The organism is Priestia sp. SB1, from assembly GCF_038898415.1.
The window spans coordinates 278,746-300,896 of sequence record NZ_JBBJSS010000003.1 but is presented as its reverse complement, the minus strand read 5'-3'; the positions used below and the strand labels follow the sequence as shown (position 1 = coordinate 300,896).

The following is a 22,151-nucleotide window of genomic DNA, read 5'->3' as shown; positions in this document are numbered from 1 at the left end:
AATAAAAATCTATAAAAAAGCAAGCCGCGTATGTTTTAAACACGACTTGCTATAGATTTAGTTAGCGGCGACAGCCATGCCCTTTAAAGCAGCAGCCAAATGATTTATTAAACCATGGATATGAGCAGCAAGGTGAACCGCAGCGACAGCGGCGACGGCTAGAACGGCGAGTAGAACGACGAGTAGAACGACGAGTAGTGCGACGAGTAGAACGACGAGTAGTGTGACGAGTAGAACGACGAGTAGTGCGGCGAGTAGAACGACGAGTAGTGCGGCGAGTAGAACGACGAGTAGTGCGGCGAGTAGAACGGCGAGTAGAACGGCGAGTAGAACGACCGCGACGGGCAGTTGGCTCTTGGTACATAAATGTTTCAAGCTCAGTAGAAGCAATCGCTTCTGTTGCTTCTCTAATTCTTTCAGCAGTGATATGCATATAAACACCTCCTGGCTAATTCGGTACATAATACAATATGTACAAGGAAGGCGTTTGGATATAGTGAAAACATGGAATTTGTCTAAATTTGTGAAAGAAATGGAGTGGTTTTCATGCTTCAAATCCTCGAACATCAAAGAGTGGATATCGCTCTTCAAATAGTAGCTGTGCAAGTAGAAGCTTATCAAGAAGAAGCAAGGCTCATTGGTTTTTTGGATATTCCTCAGCTTACAGAAAGCAAAGAAGATATTATGAAAAGCAAGGAAGTGTTTATCGGAGAAATGATTGAAGGTAAGCTAGCAGGAGTGCTGTCGTTTGAAAAAGAAAATGAGCGATTAACGATTTGCCGCCTCGTTGTGCGTCCTCAGTACTTTCGAAAAGGAATTGGAAGCCGTCTTTTAACATATGTACTTCAAAAATATTCAGAATGTGAGTGTATGGTTTCCACAGCCGAAAAAAATACACCTGCGATTAAGCTATACGAAGCTCATCGGTTTTCAATTATAAAACACACTGCAGCTGCGGATAATCTTGTGTTAGTAACGATGAAAAGAGATTGAGCCATAGCTAAATTAATCCAAAGACTAACAAATTGGCTACATGAGCTAGTAGGAATCGGCTGTTGCTTTCCCTACAAGGCTTCGCTTTCCGCAGGAGTCTTCGCCTTGCCCTCCAATCACCAGCTAGAAGTACCTACATACATGAAACTTACGTTTACCATAGCAATAAAAAAATCCGAACGCATTGGATTCTCCATCAAGAATCTCGAATCATCGTTCGGATTTTCCTTCAGCTAAAATACTTTTGTCTCAGCATCTATGATGATAGTGTTTGCTCAGAATAATCTAGAGCTGTATGACGCTGAATCAGCAGTAAAGCAGCTAAAGTGACAACTGCTCCGATAATAAAAGGTAGCGTCATATTGAGTTTAAAGGCAAATGCACCAAGCAGAGGGCCAAAAATACGCCCTAAGCTATCCATTGAGGCAGTTAACCCTGAAGCAGAGCCATATCCTACTTTGGTTCTCATCGTAATTAATGAGAGGACACAAGGACGAATAAGGGCATTTCCTGCTGTAAATATGCACAGAAATAAGGTAGCATTAACGGCACTAGAAGATAACAAAATAGACGTAAATCCTATTGCTGAAACCAATAAGCCAATAGCCATCAGTTTTTTTTCATTTCCTTTTTTAAATCGCTGCAGTACACCGCCTTGAATCAGGGCTTGAGTTAAACCGCTCGCCATAAACATCCATCCGATTGTCGTGGGAGTAGCATTGATTTTCGCTATTTGAAAAAATTGAAAAGTAGCTTCTAAACCAGCGAGCGTAAAAGTAGCTAAAAATGAAAGAACATATAAATACTTCATAGCTCCTTGAAAATCTGACGTGAAGTCATGCCATCTGGATGTCTGTATTTTGGCAGCAGGTTCTTTTCGTAACGATTCTTTTAACGTAAAGAATGAGAACGCTGTCATAATCAGTGACAAGATACCAGAGATAACGAAGGGAATAAACAAGCCGAAAGACGAAAGGACACCGCCTAATGCCGGTCCAAAAATAAAGCCTAAGCCAATTGACATCCCTAACAGTCCCATTGCTTTCGTGCGGTTTTCTTCATCTGTACTATCAGAAGCGTATGCAAAAGCACAAGGAATAACAGCTCCTGCAAACAAACCTCCGATGATGCGTGACGTATACATCAGAGTCAGAGAGTTTTCTGCCACCGAAAAAAGAAAAAAGCTTGCGCTAAAGCCAAGTAAGCCCCAAAGTAAGATGGGACGGCGGCCTTTTATATCGGAAAGCTTCCCCCAAAAAGGTGCGGTGATAAAAGATGCGATCGAATAGCTAGCCATTAGTATCCCTAAATTGACCGTGCTTGCACCCGTGGCACGAATAACTTCAGGTACGATGGGGATGATCACTCCAAAGCCGACAAATACCATAAAAATAACAAACATTAACGTTCCAAGCTGTTTGTTCATATGCAATTAAGCCCCTTTCTCTGTAGAACATGCCGTGAGTTTAGTATACCAAATACAAATACGTTTTTTACGTATATTTGGTAAAAAACGCTTTATTTATAAGTGAAGAAAACATGTTAATATTTACCTGTTGCGCTGAAGCTGATACAATTAAAAGAAAAGGGACGTGAAGCAATTGCCAATATGGCTTGTATTTGCTGGGATCATAGGCAGTCTTTTAGGATTTGGGGCGCTAGTGGATTATATAGCTAAAAAGAGAAGTATCGAGTTAGATCCAGAAGAAGGGATAAAGAATGCTTCTGATGCAGAACAAATCTATGTAGAAAATTATCTTTATCAAACAAAAGAAAATAACAATCACTTTCAATAAAAAAAGCTTGGAGAGAAATCTCCAAGCTTTTTTAATGAGGTAAAAAGATGAGCTGATAGAGAAATAAAACAGCAAAGACATACACAAGCGGATGAACTTGTTTGCCTTTTCCTTTTACCAGCTTCATTAACGGATAAGAAATGAAGCCAAGCGCAATTCCTGTTGCAATACTTGATGTAAGAGGCATTGCTAGAACAACTAAAAAGGCAGGGAACGCTTCATCAAAGTCATTCCAATTAATTTTAGCTACAGCACCCATCATCAAGCTTCCGACAATAATTAATGCAGGTGAAGTAATAGCTGCTACGCCAGAAACCGAGCTTACAACCGGGCTAAAGAATGCTGCCACGATAAATAGAATGGCTACCGTCACGCCTGTTAGACCTGTACGTCCGCCTGCTGCTACACCAGATGAAGATTCAACGTAAGCGGTTGTTGGGCTTGTACCAAATAAAGCGCCAATCGTTGTACCAAATGAGTCAGCAAGCAATGCTTGACGCACGCGAGGCATCTTATTACCTTTCATAAGACCGGCCTGTTGAGCTACGCCTACCATTGTACCTGTTGTATCAAAAATCGTCACAAGTAAGAAAGAAAAAACAACTGTGTACAAATCATGATGAATAACATCTCCAAAAGCAGCAAAAGGATTTGAAATCATTAAGCCATCTGGAAGGTGAGGAGAAGCAAACAAACCTTTATCAAATGAAAGCTGTCCTCTAAAGAAAGCAATTAATCCGGTAATAATCATACCGAAGAATAAAGCGCCGTTTACATTTAGCGTATATAAAATGATTGTAATCGCAAGTCCAATCAGTGTTAAAACTACTTTCTCAGACTGCAAATCACCAAGTCCAATTAAATTTGATTTATTTGCAACGATAATACCAGCTGAACGAAGCCCGATAAAAGCAATAAATAAACCGATACCAGCACTGATCGCGTGCTTTAAATTGTTTGGAATAGCTTCAATTAATTTTTCACGAAACGATGTTAACGATAGGATGATAAAGATAATACCCGCTACGAATACAGCTGAAAAAGCAGTAGCATAGTCGATACTTCCATTTGAACCAACAACTAAAGCAGCAAAGTATGCGTTCATTCCCATACCGGGAGCAATAGCGATTGGATAGTTAGCTGCAAGAGCCATCCATAGCGTAGCTACGACTGCTGAAATAATAGTAGCTGTAAATACTTGATCAAAAGGAACGCCGGCGCTGGACAAAATAACTGGGTTCACAATGACGATATAAATCATGGTTAAAAACGTTGTAATACCAGCTAAAATCTCCGTTTTAGCATCCGTGTTATATTCTTTTAACTTAAACATAAGTAACCTCCAAAAATAACGAACATTAAAAGCAACATGATATATAATATTCGTTTTTTACTTGAAATGCAATAGATTTGCATATAAAAAATCAAAAACTAAAAAAGTGACGATAAAAGAGCTAAAACAAGTGTGAAATATTTCTTTTTTTCGGTGCTTTTTATAGTGTGTACGTATAGAAGAGGCTCATACGAAAAAAAGCCGCTTGGGCTATAGCGGCTATGTTGCTTGTTTTGAGGAAACGACTATCGGAAATTTTATTTTAATGGAAAGAGTTAAATCGTGATACGTATACTCCAAGCGTCCGTGGTAGTTGGAAACAAGTTCAGAAATGATCCACGTACCAAGGCCTTCGTGGCGTTCTTTCTTTTCTGTAACATGAAAAGAAGTAAACAAGTGATCTTGACGTTCTCGTGATAAAGGAGCGGTAGAATTGCTGATTTCTAAAATGTAAATGCCACTTCGAATCATACTCGAAACGGTTATCTCTTTTTTCTCAGAAGAATGAGCGGCTTCTAAAGCATTATGCAGTAAATTCATGATGAGATTCATTTGGTCAAGGTGCTTTAAAGGCAGCTGTGATAACGGTGAATCTAATTGAACATTCATATGTATTCCCCACGTATGTGCTTGATTCTTGCTTTGATGTACAACAGAAGCAACGTGCGAATGTTCACCTTGAATATATGAATGGGTATCATTCAAAGCTTCAACGTAATCTTGAATATACTCTTGTGCCTGCTGTCTTTGGTTTGTTTCTAGAAGATAGGATACGGCGCTGACATGTTTAATAAAATCATGTCTTTCAGCTCTTAACGCTTGAAAAAGCTCATTGTTTTTTTGAATTTCACGTGAAGCACTGCTTTCCCGGTTGGTTACGAATATGTATTGTTGATAAGACGAAAACATGTCGGTCATGTAACCAATCATTGCGATAACGGTTAGGCCAATACTAAGAGGTGAAGATAGGCTAAATAAAAGCAGGAAAAAAGACGTCAGCACGATTGCTTTTTTTATCGTTAGTGAAGGAGCCGTTTGATATTTCTTTCTCCATATAAAAAATGAACCAATTATAAAAGAACTAAGTAGGAGATGTAAACTAACAGGCAGTTCTTTAAAAAAGAGGAGCACGAAAACAGTTAGTAAAACTAGTGTGTAAAATAGTTTCATTTTAAATAGTGCCTCCTTTAAAAGTACTCTTTTTGCAAGATGTCTAAATTTGTTTTCGTGATTAAAGCTGTTTTTTCGGTGCTTTGAAACATCACGGAGTAGGAGTGCTTAGTATACAGGGAGAAATTTTGAATATAGGAAATGTTGATAATAAAAGCTCGATGCGACCTTAGAAAATGACTCGCTGTTAATTCTTTTTCAATTTCGTTTAATGATTGATAGGTACTAAACTCTCCATTTGTCGTTATGATGGTGGTAGAGCGACCCGTTCGCTCTGCAAATATAATATCTTGTTTGTTCAGCACTTGCATTTCGGTTTTTTGTTTTAAAATCAGCTTATCTCTTGTATCAGCTGATTGTTTTTTTTGATGAAAACGCTGAATGCCTTTTAACAGACGCTCTTTAGAATAAGGCTTCATAATGTAGTCTAAAACGTTGAGTTCAAATGCATGAACGGCAAAGCCGCTGTGCCCAGTGACAAAGATGACTTGAATATCAAGTGCGTAAGCATTGATGAAGTCTGCAAGCTCATAACCTGATAGCTTTGGCATTTCAATATCTGTAATTAATAAATCAATTTCATTTTTTTTAATTTCGTTATAAGCTTCCTCCGCGCTGCTAGTCGAAAAAAGTATGTCTATATCATCTTCTCTTTCTAAAGAAATCCTCAATTTTTCTAAATCATATGAATGATCATCCACTAATCCTACCTTCATAAATAAAAACCCTCTTTGTTTTATTCTATTGGATATTACCACACTATTTTACCATGATTTACAAGATGGAAAGGACGTTTCGCGACATAAAAAACCCTCTTTATGACAAGATGGAAGATGCTGTATAAAAAATAAGCTAAGATAGAGTCAATCACAGTAAAAGGGGAGAGCGGATATGATTGAAATCAAAGGTGTGACGAAATATTTTAAAGAGAAAAAGCAAACAATTGCAGCTGTTCAAGATATTCATGTAACCATCGCACAAGGAGAAATTGTAGGACTATTAGGGGAAAATGGAGCGGGGAAAACAACTCTTTTACGTATGCTGTCGACTGTACTTGAACCATCGGAAGGCCATATGTTCATTCACGGAATTAACATTCATAAACAGCCCGATAAAATAAAGCAAAAAATCGGCGTGCTTTTTGGCGGTGAAACAGGTTTATACGACCGTTTGACTGCGCGTGAAAACTTAGCTTATTTTGCTAAGTTTTATGGAATGAGCAAACATGAAACAAAGATAAGGATTGAGGAACTGGCCAAACGTTTTGGAATGAAAGACTACTTGGATCGCCGCGTCGGAGGCTTTTCAAAAGGAATGCGTCAAAAAGTAGCCATTGCACGCACTATTCTTCATAACCCAGACGTTATCCTATTTGATGAACCGACTACAGGATTAGACATTACATCAGCAAACATGTTTCGTGAGCTTATTAAAAGTCTGCAAAGAGAAGGAAAAACGATTGTTTTTTCCAGTCACATTATGGAAGAAGTGGAGATGCTGTGTCAATCTATCATTATGATTCATAAAGGAAAAATGATTTATCAAGGAACAAACGAACAGCTGTATAAAGAAGAGGAAAGTACAGACTTAAACTACATCTTTATGTCGCGTATCGTGAGGGGGGCTTAATATGATTTGGCATATTTATAAAAAAGAGTTGATTGATTGTTTGAGAGATCGCAAAACGATTATCTTTAGCGTGTTGATTCCGATTCTGTTAAATGTAGGGATTATCTTTTTTGCAGACAAAATGATGGCCAGTGATCAAACAGATTCCATGTCTGTAGCTGTTACAAAAGATTCTGATGCCAGTGTGATCAACTGGTTAAAAAACGATGACAATATTAAAGTAATTGAAAGCAGAAATCCACTCAGTGCTGTAGAACAAGGGAAAGCGTTAGCGGCGTTAAAGCTACCAGACGATTTTTCTTCAGAAGTGCGTAAGATGAAATCGCCAGAAGTTACTGTTTATACGGATTCAGCGAGCATGAACTCAGGTGCTACCGCAGAGTATATACAAAATATACTGAATAAACATCGAGAAGCTATAGTTAGCGAACGCTTAGACCAACTAAATGTGAATAGTCAAACGATAGCTCCGTTTAATGTGGTTGAAAAAGGAGTGTCTAAAGAAGATGACGGCTCTTTAACAATGATTGCGATGTTTGCGCCAATGATTATCATTATGGGCGTTTTAGGTGGCATTCTTCCTTCTGCCAATGATATTTTTGCAGGTGAAAAAGAACGGAAGACGATGGAAGCTCTATTGATGGCTCCTGTCAAACGAACGCAATTACTGGTTGGAAAATGGCTTACGATCTCTACATTCGGTATCGTAAGCGGCCTTTTGTCTACATTGGCATTTGTTTTCTCTGTACGTTATTTAACAACTATATTAAATGATGCACTGCAGCTTAAGGGTCATGTTACAACCTTTATCTTCTCGTTTTTAGTCACCCTTACCCTGCTAGCGCTGCTAGGAGCCATAGTATTATGTATCCTTAGCCTTTTAGCAAATTCGGTTAAAGAAGCGCAGAGCTATACATCTCAAATTATGATGGTAGCGATACTTCCATACTTTTTACTGATGGGAAAATCCGTACACGAACTGCAACCAAGCGGATTTTTAATTCCTATTTATAACGTATTTGCACTTATGAAACAGCTTCTCTACGGTGTCTATGACATGCAGAGTCTAGTCTATACAATAGGAAGCTTGTCGGTTTGTACAGTTGTTTTATTTACGATTGGTTATACGATGTTTACCAAAAGCCGCTGGGTGCTTGGTAAAGGGTAAGAGACTGGGCAAAAGTAGTTTAGTTGAAGGAAGGTCCGAACGAGTAATCGTTCGGATTTTTTTATTAGAATGGTGAACGTAGGTTTCAGGTATGCAGTTAGTTGCTTCTAGCTGTTGATTGGAGGGAAAGACGGAGACTCACCGGCCGCCCGCGGAAAGCGAAGTCTTGCACGGAAATCAACAGCGGTATCACAAGCGCTTCATAATAGCTCATTCAACCCATTTGTTTGTATTAAATTGAAGTGATTTCGTTATGTCTCAACTTTTTTGTAGGGAAAGAGCAACAAAAAGAGAATGTAGAAAGAAAGGGGAGTGAGACAGTTGCATCCTATTATAATAGAAGAAATTCCTCATTCGATAAAAAAGTATGTAAAGCAAATCGAAAAAGTGACGTTTCCAAGGCAAGGGTGTACCTCAGATGTTGGTATCCTTCATACGGCTAGAGGGAGATATGTTTTAAAACGGGCAAAAAGGGAAAAGTACAGAAAATGGTTATATAAGGAATATTATGTATTAAAAAATATACAGGCACTGGCGGACTTTCAAAGCCCGAGCGCTTACAAGTTTGTTCAAACAGCAGAGGAGAGCTGGCTGCTGCTAGAATTTTTTGAAGGAAAGACGGTAAGAGAGTATTTAGAGAAGGAAGATAATGAAAAAAAGCGTGAGCACGTTGTCTATGAAATGGGGCGTCTTCTTGCTCGTATTCACAATGCTGAGTGTCCAGAACGATTAGTGAGTAAGCAGCCGTGGATCCACCGAATGCTGCAAGAGGCAGAGTACAATTTAACCCACTATGAGGTAGACGGGAATCAACGGCTACTAAAACAACTGCAGAAGCAAAACATGATATGCAAACAAGAGGTACTTATTCACGGAGACTACACGATTGATAATGTACTTGTACACGACGGTCAGATAACAGCTGTTATTGACTGGAGCGGAGGAACTTTAGGAGACGCTCGTTATGATATGGCTCTTGCTGTTCGCTTTGAAGACGGAATTTTTACAGGTAAAGAGCGCGCGTCTTTTTTTAAGGGATATGGCAAGCAGATTTCACAGCACGAATTTTGTTATTTTGCAGAAGGATTGTACGAGTTTTTCTAAGCAATAATGACATCATTTTCTTCATTTGTTGAACGTCCACTTTCTTTGACGAATTCATACTAGTTTTGTCATGTATGAAGGGATTTAAAAATTTCTCTCGAAATGGCTAATAAATGAAAAAAATGGAGGGATGGAACATGACGATGAAAACGGTAGATGTGGCAAAAGCGCTGGGAATACATCCAAGTACGGTATTAAAGTGGGTCAAAATGGCGGATATCCAGCTAGAGAGAAATGAATCGGGACACTGTGAGTTTACGGAAGAAAATGTTGAAACACTTAGAAACTTTCAAAAAAACCGCAGTCGTCAAGCCGTCGTCAAAGTGGTAGAAAAAGTAGTGGAAAAAGAGGAAGTCGTTATATCTGATGAACGTGCACAAGACATGCAAAAGCAGCTTGATCAGCTTTTTTTAAGGCTAATTGAAAATGAAAAGCGTACAGAAGAAAAAGCGGGAGAAGTAGTGACTTTTCAAATTTTAGAGCATCGTTCGGAAATCGATCGATTAAATAAAGTTATTACGAAATTAGAAAATCGAGTAGCGGAACTTGAAAGTCAGTTGAAAAGTGAAGACAGCTTAAAAGGTAAAAAGCCTGTTCCAAGATGGAGAAGCTTTTTAACCGGTATTTTTAGCTACTAGCAGCGATTTACCATAACGGTAAATCGCTTTTTTTATGGAATTTTATGAAAAATACATCAATTCGTACAGGATTGTGGAAAAAAATCTCAATAATAGTTGACGAAACGCTTAGTAATTTGATAAAACTAATTAAGTTAAGAAAGTGAAATACTTTCGTAAATACATATTCGTTATCATGCGATAGCGTTAAGGAGAGTGACAAGTGAAAAAAAGAGAAGAGCTCGTTCAAGAAATGGAGACGCTGTTTCGCTTTGTGTTCAGACAGCTTCGCCAAGAAATTAATGAAGTATACAATTCAGAGCTATCAACAAATGAATTTATGGTGCTTCGTATGCTGGTTGATTCCGGCAGGCAGCGATCAACTGATTTATCTAAGTATCTTCAAGTGTCAGCAAGCCACATTACGGCGGTAACCGACTTGCTTTTGTCAAAAGGCTACATTGCACGCAAACGGTCTGAAAATGATCGACGTATTATTGATATTGAACTGACCAAAGAAGGGCAAGATATTTTTAATGTGATTCAAGAAAAAAAACGAGCGTATTTCCTTGAGCGGTTTGAGCACTTTACAGATAAAGAAATTGAAACGATGAATAAACTGTTTCACAAAATTAAAGGTAATCAAAAATAAAGCGCTTTAAATGCGGAAGGATAATCAGTGAAGATAAGCTTCACTGATTATTTTTTTGTCTTAAAACGGAAAGAGTACAAGAAGCAAGTTAGTTGGTGAGAACATCAAATCAGCGTATAATAATAGAAAGAATACATGAAGGAGGTCATCTTTTTGACAGAACAATATGAAGTAGCAACTTTTGCTGGAGGCTGTTTTTGGTGTATGGTGAAGCCCTTTGATGAACAGCCAGGCATTATAAAAGTTGTATCTGGCTATACAGGCGGTCACAAAGAGAACCCGACGTACAAAGAAGTATGCTCAGAAACAACGGGTCACTATGAAGCGGTCCAAATTACATTTGACCCAGAAGTTTTTCCATATGAAAAGCTCTTAGAACTATACTGGCCTCAAATTGATCCAACGGATGCAGGCGGACAATTTGCGGATCGAGGCGACTCGTATCGAACAGCTATCTTTTACCACAACGAACACCAAAAGGAACTAGCCGAAGAATCGAAGCAGCAATTAGAAGCAAGCGGTCGTTTTTCTGAGCCGATTGCTACACAAATTCTACCGGCAAAACCGTTTTACGAAGCGGAAGAATACCATCAAGGTTATTATAAGAAAAATAAATTCCGCTATGCTATGTATCGACGAGGATCTGGACGTGATCGTTTTATTAAAGAAAACTGGAAAGACTTTGGCCGCGACGAGCAGCTAAAAACGACATTAACGCCTATTCAATATGAAGTTACTCAAAATGACGCAACGGAACCCCCGTTTCGCAATGAATTTTGGGATCATACAGAAGATGGTATTTATGTAGATATCGTATCAGGAGAGCCGTTGTTTAGTTCAACGGATAAATATGATGCCGGATGCGGATGGCCGTCTTTCACAAAAGCGATTAATAAAAATGAAGTAAAAGAAAACATGGACGTTAGTCATAATATGGTTCGTACAGAAGTACGAAGCAAAACGGCTAACTCTCATTTAGGTCATTTATTTGATGATGGTCCGCAAGATGCAGGCGGCTTGCGTTACTGCATCAACTCAGCAGCTCTTCGCTTTGTTCCGAAAGAAGATTTAGAAAAAGAAGGATACGGGGAATACGCTGTTTTATTTAACAAATAAAATAATATGAAAAAAGAGCGTGATTCAACTTAAAGTTGGCTCACGCTCTTCTTTTTGTTTTTTCTTTTGTTTTATTTTGGCTCGAATGAAGCTATATAGAAAAAGGAAAGGAATATAGCCATAAATAAAGTAAAAGCCGGTCATAGATAGTCGTGTATTAAGTTGATCAATCGTTTCTCGGTCATCAAAGAAAATAGAAAAGCCAAGGAGTGCAATTAAGGCTAATATGAGAAAAATAGTAGGCGGTTTATTAAATGTTTTACTAAATCCGCGAATTGTACACCACAAGCTAACAGCAATAGTAGGCAGAACAACTAAGAGCCACAGAGCAATTAAAATATATTCAAAACGCTGTAAAAATGGAATTTCAATAATTTTGGCCATCGTTAAAGTTGGCCATATGGTATGAGCTAACTGTCCTTGACTAAAGTAAGCAAATGACACTAATGCTGTGCAAAAATATAAAAAAGTGCTGAACAAAATGCCAAGTTGCCCCCACTTCTGACTAGTAGCGCCATTTTTTATAAAAGGATAGAAAAAAAGAACGGATTCAAATCCCAAATTCTCAAAAGTCATCATTTTAGTTGAAATTAAAAATTCCCATATCGTGTGGTCAAATAAAGGAAATAAATTATTAAGGTGCCCGTATTTCAGCGGGTAAATCAATGCAAGTGCGAGCGGTAAGGGAAGCATAACCCCAAAAAAAGCAATTCCAGTAATCACACGAAACCCACCGGAAACTGTATAGTAAATAATAGGTAAGTAAACAAGGGATACAATCCATGTTTCCAGCTGTGGAAACATCCATATTTGTAAAATTTCTACGTACGTTCGGTAAATGGTTAACGCAAAAATAAAATAATAAGCCGATGCCGCAAGAGTTAAAGCTCCTCCAAGGTATTTACCGAAATATAACCGGTGAATATCAACAATATCGCTGTTTTCACGAGTTAAGATATTAAAAATCATCGCTAATAAAATACAGACGCTGATCGCAGCAAGGAAGATAGATATCCACGCTTCATATCCAGCTCCTTTAATAATGTAACGCTGAAACCCTAGTATTCCAACGCCAATCTGAGTAGAGTGAACTAAGAAAAAAAGAAAAGAAGGGGAAACTTGATTTTCTTCTTTAATTGTATTGTGCATCTTTTCTTCCTCCTAGTTGCTAATACCGGTTTGAATAAGATGAACGCGAGCTTTTACTTCAATATTCATATCCGGATATTGCGCTTTGAATTTTCCACTGTTAAACCCTCGCGTTTTACTTCGAACATAATCTGTAAAACAAATGGGGTCAATTTTGTGCCGCTGAAGCTTCTTAATAAAGGCATCCCCGTCTTTTTCAATATCTTTTTGAAGCGTTTTTTCAACCATTTTAATACGAGTCGGGTCTGTTAAATCTATCCATCCAGGAAATTCTTTTACAAGGCCGTCAACAGTTAAGTGCGCAACAATACTTGGATGCTGATGATTTCCTTTAATTTCATACTTTGTTTTGGTGCGCAAGTTTTGCAGTATAATTTCGCCTTTACGGTCACTTTCTTTAATTTTTACTGAGTAGCGGCCGTGCTTTGTTCCACTCGTTAGCAGCTTAAATAAAAATGTTTCTTTCATTCCGATGGTTGTAACGACTTTTTGTTCTTTAAAAAGCGCCAGCCCCTTTAATTTAATAGCATCCTTTTCTTGGGATAAAACAGGAAGATAAGGGTCGCGGTCGTCGCTAAAAAAACTGAATAAAAAAATTTGTAAATTGGTGTTAGGCAAGTTTTCTGTTCGGATATTTTGTTCAATCAAATTAGAAATAAACTGATAGTCTTTAATTTTCTTTTTTGTAACGGAGCTCAATAATTCATGTGCGTTGCCATCTGCAATGCTTAATTTAATATTACGTCCAAGGTCTGGATTTCTAGCAATTGTATTTACTAATTCATCCACGCCGTGTGTTGCAAATTCTTTTCCCATGACGATGCTCCGTAGCTGCCCAAAAGCAACTGGAAGAGATGATTTATTGTTTAAGCGGAGTGGAATATCAAATGAAGAATTAGCAGTAGCCGCAATAATACTAGGTTCTTCCGTTGGCCCGTACTTATAGATAGGGTATAAAATGGTTCCTCTGACTTTATTGCTTTGAGGAATATAATCATATCCTATGGAGTTAACTACTTGAATTTCGTCAATTGTTTCACGGTCTGCACAGCTCGTTAAGAAAGTAAGGCAAGTGCATAAAATAAGTATTCTCTTCATGACGTTTCCCCGCTTTACTCATTATCTAAATTACTTTTTCGTTTAGTCTTATTCGCTTTATTAGGGTTATAGCGAAAGCGTTCTAAAGGACGCAAGTAGCTTGGACGCTTTGCTGTATGACTATAGGGCAATCGCAGAAAGGTATCCCTATACTCCGTTGGGCGAAACGGAAAAAGCGGAACAAGATAAGGCATGCCCAAAGATTTTAAACGAAGCAAATGAACCAGTAAAAAACAAAAACCAAAGGTGATGCCGACTAAGCCAAACGCAGTGGCAAACAAAATAAACGGAAAACGTAATAACCGGATGGTATTAGACATTTTAAAAATAGGCGTTGTAAAAGAAGCTAAAGCTGTCAGTGAAACAATAATAAGCAAAATATTGCTTGTTAGTGCAGCTTCTACGGTTGCTTGCCCAATAACAATCCCGCCTACGATTCCCAGTGTTTGACCTACTTTTGTTGGAAGTCTGGCTCCGGCCTCTCGAAGCAGTTCAATGGTGATTTCTAAAAAAAGTACTTCAATGACCGGTGGAAAAGGAACGTTGGTCCTTGAAAAGATAATAGGTCCGAGCAAATCTTTTGGAAGCATCTCATAATGATACGTAACAATGGCTACATAAAGAGGTGTAGCAAAAATAGAGAAAAAGACGCCTAAAATACGAATAACTCGGAAAAATGACCCTAGAACCCACGGTAAATAGTAATCTTCGGGTGAAATAAAAAAATCAAGCAGCGTTGACGGTCCCGTAACCGCGTAGGGTGAACCGCTCGAAAAGAAGGCAGCTTGCCCGTTTAACAGACTAAACAAGACTCGATCAATCCGCTCTGTTGTTAAAAAAAGCGGAAACGCCGTAGAAGAATTATCGGAAATTAATTGATCAAGCATTGTACTATCAAAAATGACGTCGAAATCTATATCTTCCAGGCGCTGCGTCATAGTGTCCACGTGCTGAGGGTTCGTTACGCCTTCTAAATAAACAAGAACGACGCGCGTTTTCGATTTATTTCCTACGGTGAGTTCTTTAAAAATAAGGTTTTCGGAAATGACCGTTTTTCTCATTAAATAGAGATTGACATCTAAATCCTCTACAAAACCAATTTTAGGACCAACAACGCTGAACTCATTTTCCGTTTCATTTTCTTTTCGAAACCCCGTATCAAAGCTTTGAACTTTAATAAGCGCTACTAGCTTATCGTCTTTATGCAATTGAAACATCACATAGCCGCGCAGCATCTTTTCCAAAATTTCTTTTGTATCTTTTGTAACGGAAATATCTTCAATCGGCAGAACGTTTTCAACTTCATATACACTGCTTAACGTGAAGTCTAGTTTTTGAAAGGGTTCAAGTATTTTATCTTCAACGCTTTGCATGTTTACGAGCTGCTTAAAATAAGTAATGATGTATTTTCGATGCTGCGAACCAATAGCTAATGTTGTGAAATCACTTGATTTTTTAAATTGTTTAATCAGTTCATCCAATGTTTTTTTGGGCTGATCGTCTGCATTCTTTTTTTTAAATAAATGTTTAAACATAACCGTGCCCCTCGCATGACTTTCTATTACTGGTAGTTTGTTCATGTACTTCCTTTTTATTCGACTATTTTTTCTCAAGAAGAAAGGAAGAATATAAAGACAAACTTTACACTCTTTTACAATGGATAAACAGTGGGTTTACGTTTAAATGATAACTTTAGAAATGTCAAAGATAATTACATAAAGGAGCGGGTACATTTATATGAAGAAAAAATTAGCAGGTATTACACTGGCAGGAGCGGTAGCATTGGCCTCGTTTGGTTTAGGAAACTCTCTTATTCAAACGGAAGCAAAAGTGGAGCATAAGTCAGCTAAGAAACCTCAAAATGTCATTATGATGGTAATGGACGGGACGAGCTCAAATGCTACTACACTTGCAAGATGGTACAAAGGAAAACCGTTACATATGGATCAGCTGATGGCCGGGGGAGTACGTGCGTATTCGGCAGAATCTGCTATTACAGATTCCGCTCCGGCAGCTACTGCTTTAGCAACAGGAAATAAATCAAATTCTGGTTATGTAGGTGTGCTCCCTTCAGTAGTGAATACACCTGGGGTTAAACCCGTAGAAAAAGAAGATCAGTTTCGTCCCGTAGCAAACGTTCTAGAAGGAGCAAAGCTTTCGGGGCGCGCGACAGGAATTGTGGCCACTTCTGAAATCCAGCACGCCACACCAGCTGGTTTTTCAGCCCACAACTACAGCCGTGATGATTTTCAAACGCTAGCGGAGCAGCAAGTGTATCAAAACATCGATGTAGTACTTGGAGGAGGTAAGCAATCTCTTCTGCCAGGAAAAGAAGAAAAAAGCCGAAAAGACGGTGAAAACTTAGTCAATGTATTGAACAAAAGAGGATATGACTTTGTAGAAAATAAAAAGGAATTAGAGCAGTCACGCGCCAAAAAAATCTGGGGGAGCTTCGCTGACCGAGACTTAGCGTATGATATGGATCGACCGCAGACAAAAGCAGAACAGCCAAAGCTGTCCCAGATGACAAATAAAGCAATAACAACACTCTCCAAAGATAAAGACGGTTTCTTCTTATTTGTTGAAGGAAGCAAAACGGATTGGGCAGCTCATGCGAATGATCCAGTAGGCATGATTAGCGATGTATTAGCGTTTGATGAAGCAGTGGGCAAGGCAGTAGAGTTCGCTAAAAAAGATGGAAATACGATGGTTATTGCGATTGCTGATCACGGAAACAGCGGTCTTTCAATCGGTAATGCAAATACAACAAAAGGATATGATACCACACCTGTTTCTGCTTATATTGATCCATTAAAAAAAGCAAAAATGACGTTAGAAGGTGCTACGTCTAACTTAAAAGAAGATTTATCAAATAAAGAAGAAGTAGCTGCTTTGTATGGTTTATCAAACCTAACTTCAGAGGAAAAAGCGCAGCTGACTAAAGCAAGAGATAAAAAAGAAATGAGTGCTACACTATCAAAGCTATTAGCCAACCGAGCAAACCTTGGATTCACAACGGGCGGTCATACGGGTGAGGATGTATTTCTGTATTCATACGGCGTCAATCGACCAACGGGGCACTTTGATAATACGGATATTGCCAAACATATGGCTAAGTCAATGAATATTAACTTAAACGAGTTAACAAATGAATTATTTATTGAAGCAAATAAAGCTTTTAAAGGCTCAAATGTAGCGGTGGACTCAAAAGATAAAAACAACCCTGTGCTCGTTGTTACAAACAATAAGCGAACGGTACGTTTTCCGGTAAATAAAAATATTGCGATTGTAAATGGAAAAGAGATGCGGATGGACAGCGTGGTGGTACAGGATAAAAAAGGTCGCTTCTTTGTATCGAAACAGGCACAGCAAATTGTAAAAAATGCAAAATAAGAAATGAATGTAAAACAGGCCGAAGTATAACTTTAGGCCTGTTTTTTTACAGATAATAGATGGATAATTAGATGTATTAGCCTTTAGAGAGGAATGAATTGATTTATTTTACAAATAAATAGCTTTGAACTCTTAAAGGAATGGAAAGTCTTCACCTTTAAATATATGTGATTTATACTATGAAATGGTATAATAATCATAGTTCTAAAAGGAACTAGTTCGGAATACATATGTAAGTTCATAACGTTATATGCTAGAATTTTTATAATAAAATGAATAAAAAATACATAAATTTCTTCAAGTGAAATTAAAAATACAGGGTTATTAAGGGTTGTATGTAAGTAATTACCTTGAATAAAAAGTAAAAAAATGAATAAAAGTATGGGTGGAAGAACGTAGAACATGTTTTAATAGTAAGAGAAGACAAAATGATTGAAAATAGCGTGTCGCCTTTATTAAAAATATTAAATAAAGATTGTGGCATGCTGATTTACAGATTATAAAAAGGGTATTAAATCATTGTTAGGAAAATAAATGATAATAGATAAACGGTTTTATTTCTTCTTCTAGAAAACCTACAATTATTGCAATATTCCCCATGAACAATCGTTGTGCGTTCCATTAACGATTAGAACGATTAGCGTCCGTGTAGATCATTCATCTCAACATAAAAACACTATAAAGATGTGTAGACATGCATAAAACAGAATGGGCAATAGTTCGTACTATACTTTAACATTGTATCCTAGGGGGAGTCAGGATGAACAAAATCAACTTAATTATTGCCGATGATAACGAAGATTCGGTTGAAATTTTAGATTATTTTATAGAACAGCTTCCGGAATTTGAAGTGATTGGCATCTGCAAAGACGGAGAGCAGCTTGTACAGGAAGTGATGGCTAAGAGTCCAGACCTTTTGCTCGTAGACATTAATATGCCTACGATTAACGGTGTAGATGCCATAAAAAAGTGCCTGCGCATTAAGCCGAATTTAAACTTCATTTTTATCACCGGTTATGATGAATTTGCTGTGAAGGCATTCGAGTTGTCGGCACTGGATTACATTGTAAAACCAATTGAAAAAACCAGACTTTATATGGCGCTAGAGCGGGCAAAAAACTCCATTGGAATTGATAAAAATCAGTCAAAAAAGCCAGGTGAGCAATTAAAAAGACTGCCTGTAAAATTTAACGGATCTACTTATTACATTCCAATTGATCAAATTATTTTTATTGAAAAGTCCGGAAAAAAATGCTTAATCTATACTCAATCACGTGTCTATGAGACATATGAAAATATTAGTGATATCTATATGTATTTGAACCCTTCTGTATTCAGTCAAACACATCGGTCTTATATCGTAAATTTGCAGAAAGTTTCGCACATCACACCAAAAAACGAAACATATCTTGTTTATTTCTTAGAAATTGATGAATATGCTCATATCTCAAAATTAAAAATCCAAGACGTTCAAAAACAGCTGCATCAGTTAATGACAAATTAAGAGATGCTGCTTCTTCTAAAATAGTTATGCTGATGAGAGGACGAAGCTTATGTAAGTTTCGTCTATTTCATGTGTCTGCTTTCGGAATAAATGATCGTAATATAGTTCTTATAAGGAGAGTTAGATAGAAGAAGTAACGTTAAAGTGAAAGGAAAGAAAATGATTTCAATTACTGGTCACTATAATGAATTTACCGTATTTCTTGCTGTCATTGTAGGGATTCTTGCCTCTTATACAGCACTTGATATTGTGAGCAAAATGATGAAAAAACAGCGGAACAATTATTTGTGGCTCACATTGTCAGCAACTTCAATGGGGCTTGGAGTGGGGGCGATGCACTATATTGCGATGCTTGCTTATTATGTTCCTGTTAGCTTTCATTTTGATGTTGTACTTTCTGTCCTTGCTTTAATAATAGCGATTAGCGGATCATTAGTTGCGTTTTGGACATTCTGGAAATGGCGCACGTCGGTATGGTCAGGGCTCATTTTAGGAAGCAGTATTCTCGGTACACATTATATTGCCATGGCAGCAATCGAAACGGAAGCACGCATTCATTATGCTGTGCTATCTGTTTTGCTTTCTATCATCATCGCTCTGGTCGTTGCATTTTATGCAATGCACTTGTTTTTTCGTTCGAAAAGCGTGAAAGCTAATCCGTTTCTTAAACTTGTTAGCTCTATTTTACTGGGTATTGGTATTTCAGCTATGCATTTCATCAGTATGTATGGAATGAAGCTGCATATTGCACATTCAGTTGCTAGAAGGTGGGGCCAGTGGCTGCCTTATCAAGCGCCGTTTTCCAATATTATTGCAAGTATCACGATTACGCTACTCATTGTCTTCCTGCTCGTTGCAGCTTTTAAGCGTCAGGAAGAAGTGAGGGAAAGTCAATTAAAAGAAGAGTATTATCAATCTCTTTTTAACTACAATCCCAATATTGTGTGTGCAGTTGATTTATACGGCAATATTCAAACGATTAACCCAAAAGGAATCGAGCTGACAGGATACACGTTAAATAAAATGGAGAAAATCCCGTTTCCTTCTATGTTCAGAGAAGCTGAAAGAGCTGAAGAATATATGTGGAAATCCCTGAGGGGAGACTCTGTATATTATGAGGCAACGCTGATTCGCAAAGATAATCAGCCTGTATACGTTGAAGTCACGCAAATGCCTATTATTGTTCATGATCAAATTAAAGGCAGTTACGTCATCGCCAAAGATGTGACAGATCGAAAAAAGGCTCAACAGCAGCTTCTGGATTTGCAAAAAGATTTAAAACGCACGCTTTCACAGCAAGATGGTACTATTTTTAAATTTGTGAAGAACAGTAAAGGGTATGTCTATACGATGTGCGAAGGCAAAATGATTCGTGAAATGGGATATGAGGAAATAGATGTTGTCGGAAAAACACCTGAGGAATTTTTACCTGAATCCTACGCAAGAGATAATAGGAGTTACTATGATAAAGCATGGGCGGGAGAGAAAGTGTCGTATGAAGTACTTTTGAACGACTTTGCTTACTATACGAAATTAACACCTCATATCTACAAAGGAGAAGTACAAGAAGTTATTGGTTCTATAGTAGATATTACTGATCTTCACGAAGCAAGAGAAAAGCTGGCTAAAAGTGAAAGCATGTATCGATCCGTTCTTTCTACAATGTCAGAAGGCGTGGTGTTTCATGACCTTGAAGGTAACTTAATTGCTGCCAATGCATACGCTGCTAAGATTCTAAACGTGCCTTATGACCAAATGTTATCGGTTAACCCGTTTGGTTTAGACTGGGAAATTATTCATCCTGATGGCACAGCTTTTGCACTCGAAGATATTCCATCTGTCCGCTGTCTTCATACAAAAGAGCCTGTGCGAAATACAGTCATGGGCATTTATTTAAATGAGAAAAAGTTGACGTGGCTTTCGGTGAATGCTGAACCTCTGCAAGAAAGCAAATATTATAAAGGCGTAGTTGTCACATTTTATGATATTACAAAGCAGCAGGAACAAGAACAAGACCTGCTTCATTCCAATCAGCAAATGATTATAGCCAAAGAAGAAGCCGAAAAAGCAAATCAAGCTAAGTCAGAATTTTTATCAAAAGTAAGCCATGAACTTCGAACGCCTTTAAACAGTATTTTAGGCTATGCACAGATATTGGAAGAGCAAGGAGAAAAAGATTTAACAGAAAAACAATTGAATCGTATACGAAAAATTTTAAAAGCAGGTAATCATCTTCTTTATTTAATAAATGAAACGCTTGATTTATCGAAAATTGAATCAGGTCACTTAGCGATTAATCTTGAATCAGTGTCGGTAAAAGAAGCAATTGAAGACGCGCTTAAAATTATGAAACCATTAGCAAAAGATAAGCATAGTATATTTTATACTCGCTTTCACGCATACCAAGAAGTCTTTGTTGAAGTAGATGAACTTCGTTTTCAGCAGATCTTATTAAATCTGCTTACAAACGCCATTAAATATTCACCCGCTTATCGCGATATCATTATCTATACAGACATCACTCAGCATCACGTAACCATATTGATTGAAGATAGTGGCTTTGGAATTCCAGCTTCAGAATTAAATCGGATTTTTGAGCCTTTCTACCGTGTGAATAGATTAGAAAAAGACGGAACAGGGATTGGGCTGGCGCTTGTAAAGCAGCTTGTTGTCTTAATGAATGGAACGTGCGGAGTGCGAAGTGAAGAAGGAAAAGGCAGTACATTTTGGGTTCGTTTTCCGTTAGTACACCCACCTATTCCTAAACGCGTATCCAATGAAGGGGAAGCCGAGTCATTTTTAGGTTTTTCCATGCCGATCTCAATTGTGTATATTGAAGATAACGATACAAATATTGAGCTTATGCAATCGATTCTTTCTCCATATAAAAACGTTAAGCTCTTAGTTGCCAAAACAGGAGAAAACGGCATCGGGCTAATCAAGTCTATTTCACCGGATATGATCTTAATTGATATTGATTTGCCTGATATGAATGGCTTTGAGGTATGCACACAGCTTCAGCTGGAAAAAGAGTTGAAGCATATTCCGCGAGTCGCCTTGAGTGCAAGCGCGATGCAAAGCGACATCGATCAAGCTTTTTTAGTCGGTTTTAGTGAATACGTAACAAAGCCTATTCATATTTCAACGTTTTTAAACGTATTAAAACGCTTAACAAAAGCTTAACAAAAGTTTAGAGGGCTTTTCATTGACTTATTAGTAGACCTTTTGTAAAATAAAAACAACTTAATACATTTACTTCTTACGGAGTAAAGGGGAGTAGCGTCAGGGAAACCTGAAACAAAGTCGTCATTACATGGAGTAATCCATCGGCTTTGTTGGCATAATGATTATGCTTAGCAAGACCTTTGCCATATTTGGCAAAGGTCTTTTTGTGTTTTATTCCGGTAATGAGAATAAATCAACTTATAC

General features: G+C 37.9%; 20 protein-coding genes and 1 riboswitch. Of the genes, 12 read left to right on the top strand and 8 right to left on the bottom strand.

From position 1 onward, the window contains the following. Positions 1-61: 61 nt before the first annotated feature. The gene (locus WKH56_RS12140) at positions 62-433 is read right to left on the bottom strand and encodes a CotG/ExsB N-terminal domain-containing protein (protein WP_310884261.1); all 372 of its coding nucleotides are present in this window, start codon (positions 431-433) and stop codon (positions 62-64) included. A gap of 113 nt (positions 434-546) precedes the next feature. Here WKH56_RS12140 and WKH56_RS12135 point away from each other — a divergent pair, with 113 nt between their 5' ends. Further along, positions 547-993 (top strand): GNAT family N-acetyltransferase, encoded by a 447-nt coding sequence (locus WKH56_RS12135; protein WP_063247587.1) that lies wholly within the window; start codon positions 547-549, stop codon positions 991-993. Positions 994-1,249: 256 nt separating this feature from the next. Here the strand turns inward: WKH56_RS12135 and WKH56_RS12130 are convergent, their stop codons facing one another. Continuing rightward, a complete protein-coding gene (locus tag WKH56_RS12130) occupies positions 1,250-2,419 on the bottom strand; it encodes an MFS transporter (RefSeq protein ID WP_063247586.1) in 1,170 nt (389 codons plus the stop codon). Between the two features lie 175 nt (positions 2,420-2,594). Between WKH56_RS12130 and WKH56_RS12125 the strand changes: the two genes are divergently transcribed. Beyond that, positions 2,595-2,789 (top strand): hypothetical protein, encoded by a 195-nt coding sequence (locus WKH56_RS12125; protein ID WP_063247651.1) that lies wholly within the window; start codon positions 2,595-2,597, stop codon positions 2,787-2,789. Positions 2,790-2,820: 31 nt separating this feature from the next. Here the strand turns inward: WKH56_RS12125 and WKH56_RS12120 are convergent, their stop codons facing one another. The 3 genes from WKH56_RS12120 to WKH56_RS12110 all read right to left on the bottom strand — a co-directional run bounded on the left by WKH56_RS12120 (position 2,821) and on the right by WKH56_RS12110 (position 6,008). Further along, entirely contained in the window at positions 2,821-4,122 is a 1,302-nt protein-coding gene (locus WKH56_RS12120; RefSeq protein WP_013055916.1) for an NCS2 family permease, read from the bottom strand. Positions 4,123-4,341: 219 nt separating this feature from the next. Beyond that, positions 4,342-5,292, bottom strand: coding sequence for a sensor histidine kinase (locus WKH56_RS12115; protein ID WP_048020296.1), 951 nt, complete (start codon positions 5,290-5,292; stop codon positions 4,342-4,344). Between the two features lie 17 nt (positions 5,293-5,309). Next, on the bottom strand, positions 5,310-6,008 hold the full coding sequence (locus WKH56_RS12110; RefSeq protein ID WP_048020299.1) for a LytR/AlgR family response regulator transcription factor: 699 nt from the start codon (positions 6,006-6,008) through the stop codon (positions 5,310-5,312). Positions 6,009-6,183: 175 nt separating this feature from the next. Between WKH56_RS12110 and WKH56_RS12105 the strand changes: the two genes are divergently transcribed. The 7 genes from WKH56_RS12105 (at position 6,184) to msrA (ending at position 11,578) form a co-directional block, all read left to right on the top strand. Continuing rightward, complete coding sequence (locus WKH56_RS12105) at positions 6,184-6,921, top strand: ABC transporter ATP-binding protein (protein WP_047751424.1); 738 nt, start codon at positions 6,184-6,186, stop codon at positions 6,919-6,921. A gap of 1 nt (position 6,922) precedes the next feature. After that, positions 6,923-8,089: an ABC transporter permease gene (locus WKH56_RS12100; RefSeq protein WP_048020303.1), complete on the top strand. Its 1,167-nt coding sequence runs from the start codon at positions 6,923-6,925 to the stop codon at positions 8,087-8,089. Positions 8,090-8,203: 114 nt separating this feature from the next. After that, the gene (locus WKH56_RS12095; protein WP_257041238.1) at positions 8,204-8,335 is read left to right on the top strand and encodes a hypothetical protein; all 132 of its coding nucleotides are present in this window, start codon (positions 8,204-8,206) and stop codon (positions 8,333-8,335) included. A 75-nt stretch (positions 8,336-8,410) separates the two neighbouring features. Beyond that, positions 8,411-9,193, top strand: coding sequence for a phosphotransferase family protein (locus tag WKH56_RS12090; RefSeq protein WP_342835648.1), 783 nt, complete (start codon positions 8,411-8,413; stop codon positions 9,191-9,193). A gap of 137 nt (positions 9,194-9,330) precedes the next feature. Then, positions 9,331-9,831 (top strand): MerR family transcriptional regulator, encoded by a 501-nt coding sequence (locus WKH56_RS12085; protein WP_243495624.1) that lies wholly within the window; start codon positions 9,331-9,333, stop codon positions 9,829-9,831. 202 nt (positions 9,832-10,033) lie between these two features. Next, positions 10,034-10,462: a MarR family winged helix-turn-helix transcriptional regulator gene (locus WKH56_RS12080; protein WP_221832886.1), complete on the top strand. Its 429-nt coding sequence runs from the start codon at positions 10,034-10,036 to the stop codon at positions 10,460-10,462. Between the two features lie 153 nt (positions 10,463-10,615). Beyond that, positions 10,616-11,578 (top strand): peptide-methionine (S)-S-oxide reductase MsrA, encoded by a 963-nt coding sequence (msrA, locus tag WKH56_RS12075; RefSeq protein WP_221832888.1) that lies wholly within the window; start codon positions 10,616-10,618, stop codon positions 11,576-11,578. 24 nt (positions 11,579-11,602) lie between these two features. Here the strand turns inward: msrA and WKH56_RS12070 are convergent, their stop codons facing one another. The 3 genes from WKH56_RS12070 to WKH56_RS12060 are packed head-to-tail and all read right to left on the bottom strand — an operon-like array spanning position 11,603 to position 15,360. Then, complete coding sequence (locus WKH56_RS12070) at positions 11,603-12,727, bottom strand: GerAB/ArcD/ProY family transporter (protein ID WP_221832897.1); 1,125 nt, start codon at positions 12,725-12,727, stop codon at positions 11,603-11,605. Between the two features lie 12 nt (positions 12,728-12,739). After that, on the bottom strand, positions 12,740-13,825 hold the full coding sequence (locus tag WKH56_RS12065) for a Ger(x)C family spore germination protein (RefSeq protein WP_221832899.1): 1,086 nt from the start codon (positions 13,823-13,825) through the stop codon (positions 12,740-12,742). A gap of 14 nt (positions 13,826-13,839) precedes the next feature. Next, entirely contained in the window at positions 13,840-15,360 is a 1,521-nt protein-coding gene (locus tag WKH56_RS12060; protein WP_221832901.1) for a spore germination protein, read from the bottom strand. Between the two features lie 202 nt (positions 15,361-15,562). Between WKH56_RS12060 and WKH56_RS12055 the strand changes: the two genes are divergently transcribed. From WKH56_RS12055 to WKH56_RS12045, 3 genes are all read left to right on the top strand, one after another. Continuing rightward, a complete protein-coding gene (locus WKH56_RS12055; protein WP_048020311.1) occupies positions 15,563-17,218 on the top strand; it encodes an alkaline phosphatase in 1,656 nt (551 codons plus the stop codon). Between the two features lie 760 nt (positions 17,219-17,978). Continuing rightward, positions 17,979-18,722, top strand: a complete 744-nt coding sequence (locus tag WKH56_RS12050; protein ID WP_028414187.1) for a LytR/AlgR family response regulator transcription factor — start codon at positions 17,979-17,981, stop codon at positions 18,720-18,722. Between the two features lie 144 nt (positions 18,723-18,866). Continuing rightward, a complete protein-coding gene (locus tag WKH56_RS12045; RefSeq protein WP_048020315.1) occupies positions 18,867-21,905 on the top strand; it encodes a PAS domain S-box protein in 3,039 nt (1,012 codons plus the stop codon). A gap of 76 nt (positions 21,906-21,981) precedes the next feature. Further along, positions 21,982-22,077, top strand: a riboswitch (yybP-ykoY riboswitch). The last annotated feature ends 74 nt before the right edge of the window (positions 22,078-22,151 follow it).

Coding starts and splice junctions, on each gene's coding strand:
- WKH56_RS12065 (WP_221832899.1), bottom strand. CDS start 13,825: ATGAAGAGAATACTTATTTTATGCACTTGCCTTACTTTCTTAACGAGC.
- WKH56_RS12130 (WP_063247586.1), bottom strand. CDS start 2,419: ATGAACAAACAGCTTGGAACGTTAATGTTTGTTATTTTTATGGTATTT.
- WKH56_RS12120 (WP_013055916.1), bottom strand. CDS start 4,122: ATGTTTAAGTTAAAAGAATATAACACGGATGCTAAAACGGAGATTTTA.
- WKH56_RS12115 (WP_048020296.1), bottom strand. CDS start 5,292: ATGAAACTATTTTACACACTAGTTTTACTAACTGTTTTCGTGCTCCTC.
- WKH56_RS12055 (WP_048020311.1), top strand. CDS start 15,563: ATGAAGAAAAAATTAGCAGGTATTACACTGGCAGGAGCGGTAGCATTG.
- WKH56_RS12140 (WP_310884261.1), bottom strand. CDS start 433: ATGCATATCACTGCTGAAAGAATTAGAGAAGCAACAGAAGCGATTGCT.
- WKH56_RS12070 (WP_221832897.1), bottom strand. CDS start 12,727: ATGCACAATACAATTAAAGAAGAAAATCAAGTTTCCCCTTCTTTTCTT.
- WKH56_RS12100 (WP_048020303.1), top strand. CDS start 6,923: ATGATTTGGCATATTTATAAAAAAGAGTTGATTGATTGTTTGAGAGAT.
- WKH56_RS12110 (WP_048020299.1), bottom strand. CDS start 6,008: ATGAAGGTAGGATTAGTGGATGATCATTCATATGATTTAGAAAAATTG.
- WKH56_RS12105 (WP_047751424.1), top strand. CDS start 6,184: ATGATTGAAATCAAAGGTGTGACGAAATATTTTAAAGAGAAAAAGCAA.
- WKH56_RS12050 (WP_028414187.1), top strand. CDS start 17,979: ATGAACAAAATCAACTTAATTATTGCCGATGATAACGAAGATTCGGTT.
- WKH56_RS12060 (WP_221832901.1), bottom strand. CDS start 15,360: ATGTTTAAACATTTATTTAAAAAAAAGAATGCAGACGATCAGCCCAAA.
- WKH56_RS12135 (WP_063247587.1), top strand. CDS start 547: ATGCTTCAAATCCTCGAACATCAAAGAGTGGATATCGCTCTTCAAATA.
- WKH56_RS12085 (WP_243495624.1), top strand. CDS start 9,331: ATGACGATGAAAACGGTAGATGTGGCAAAAGCGCTGGGAATACATCCA.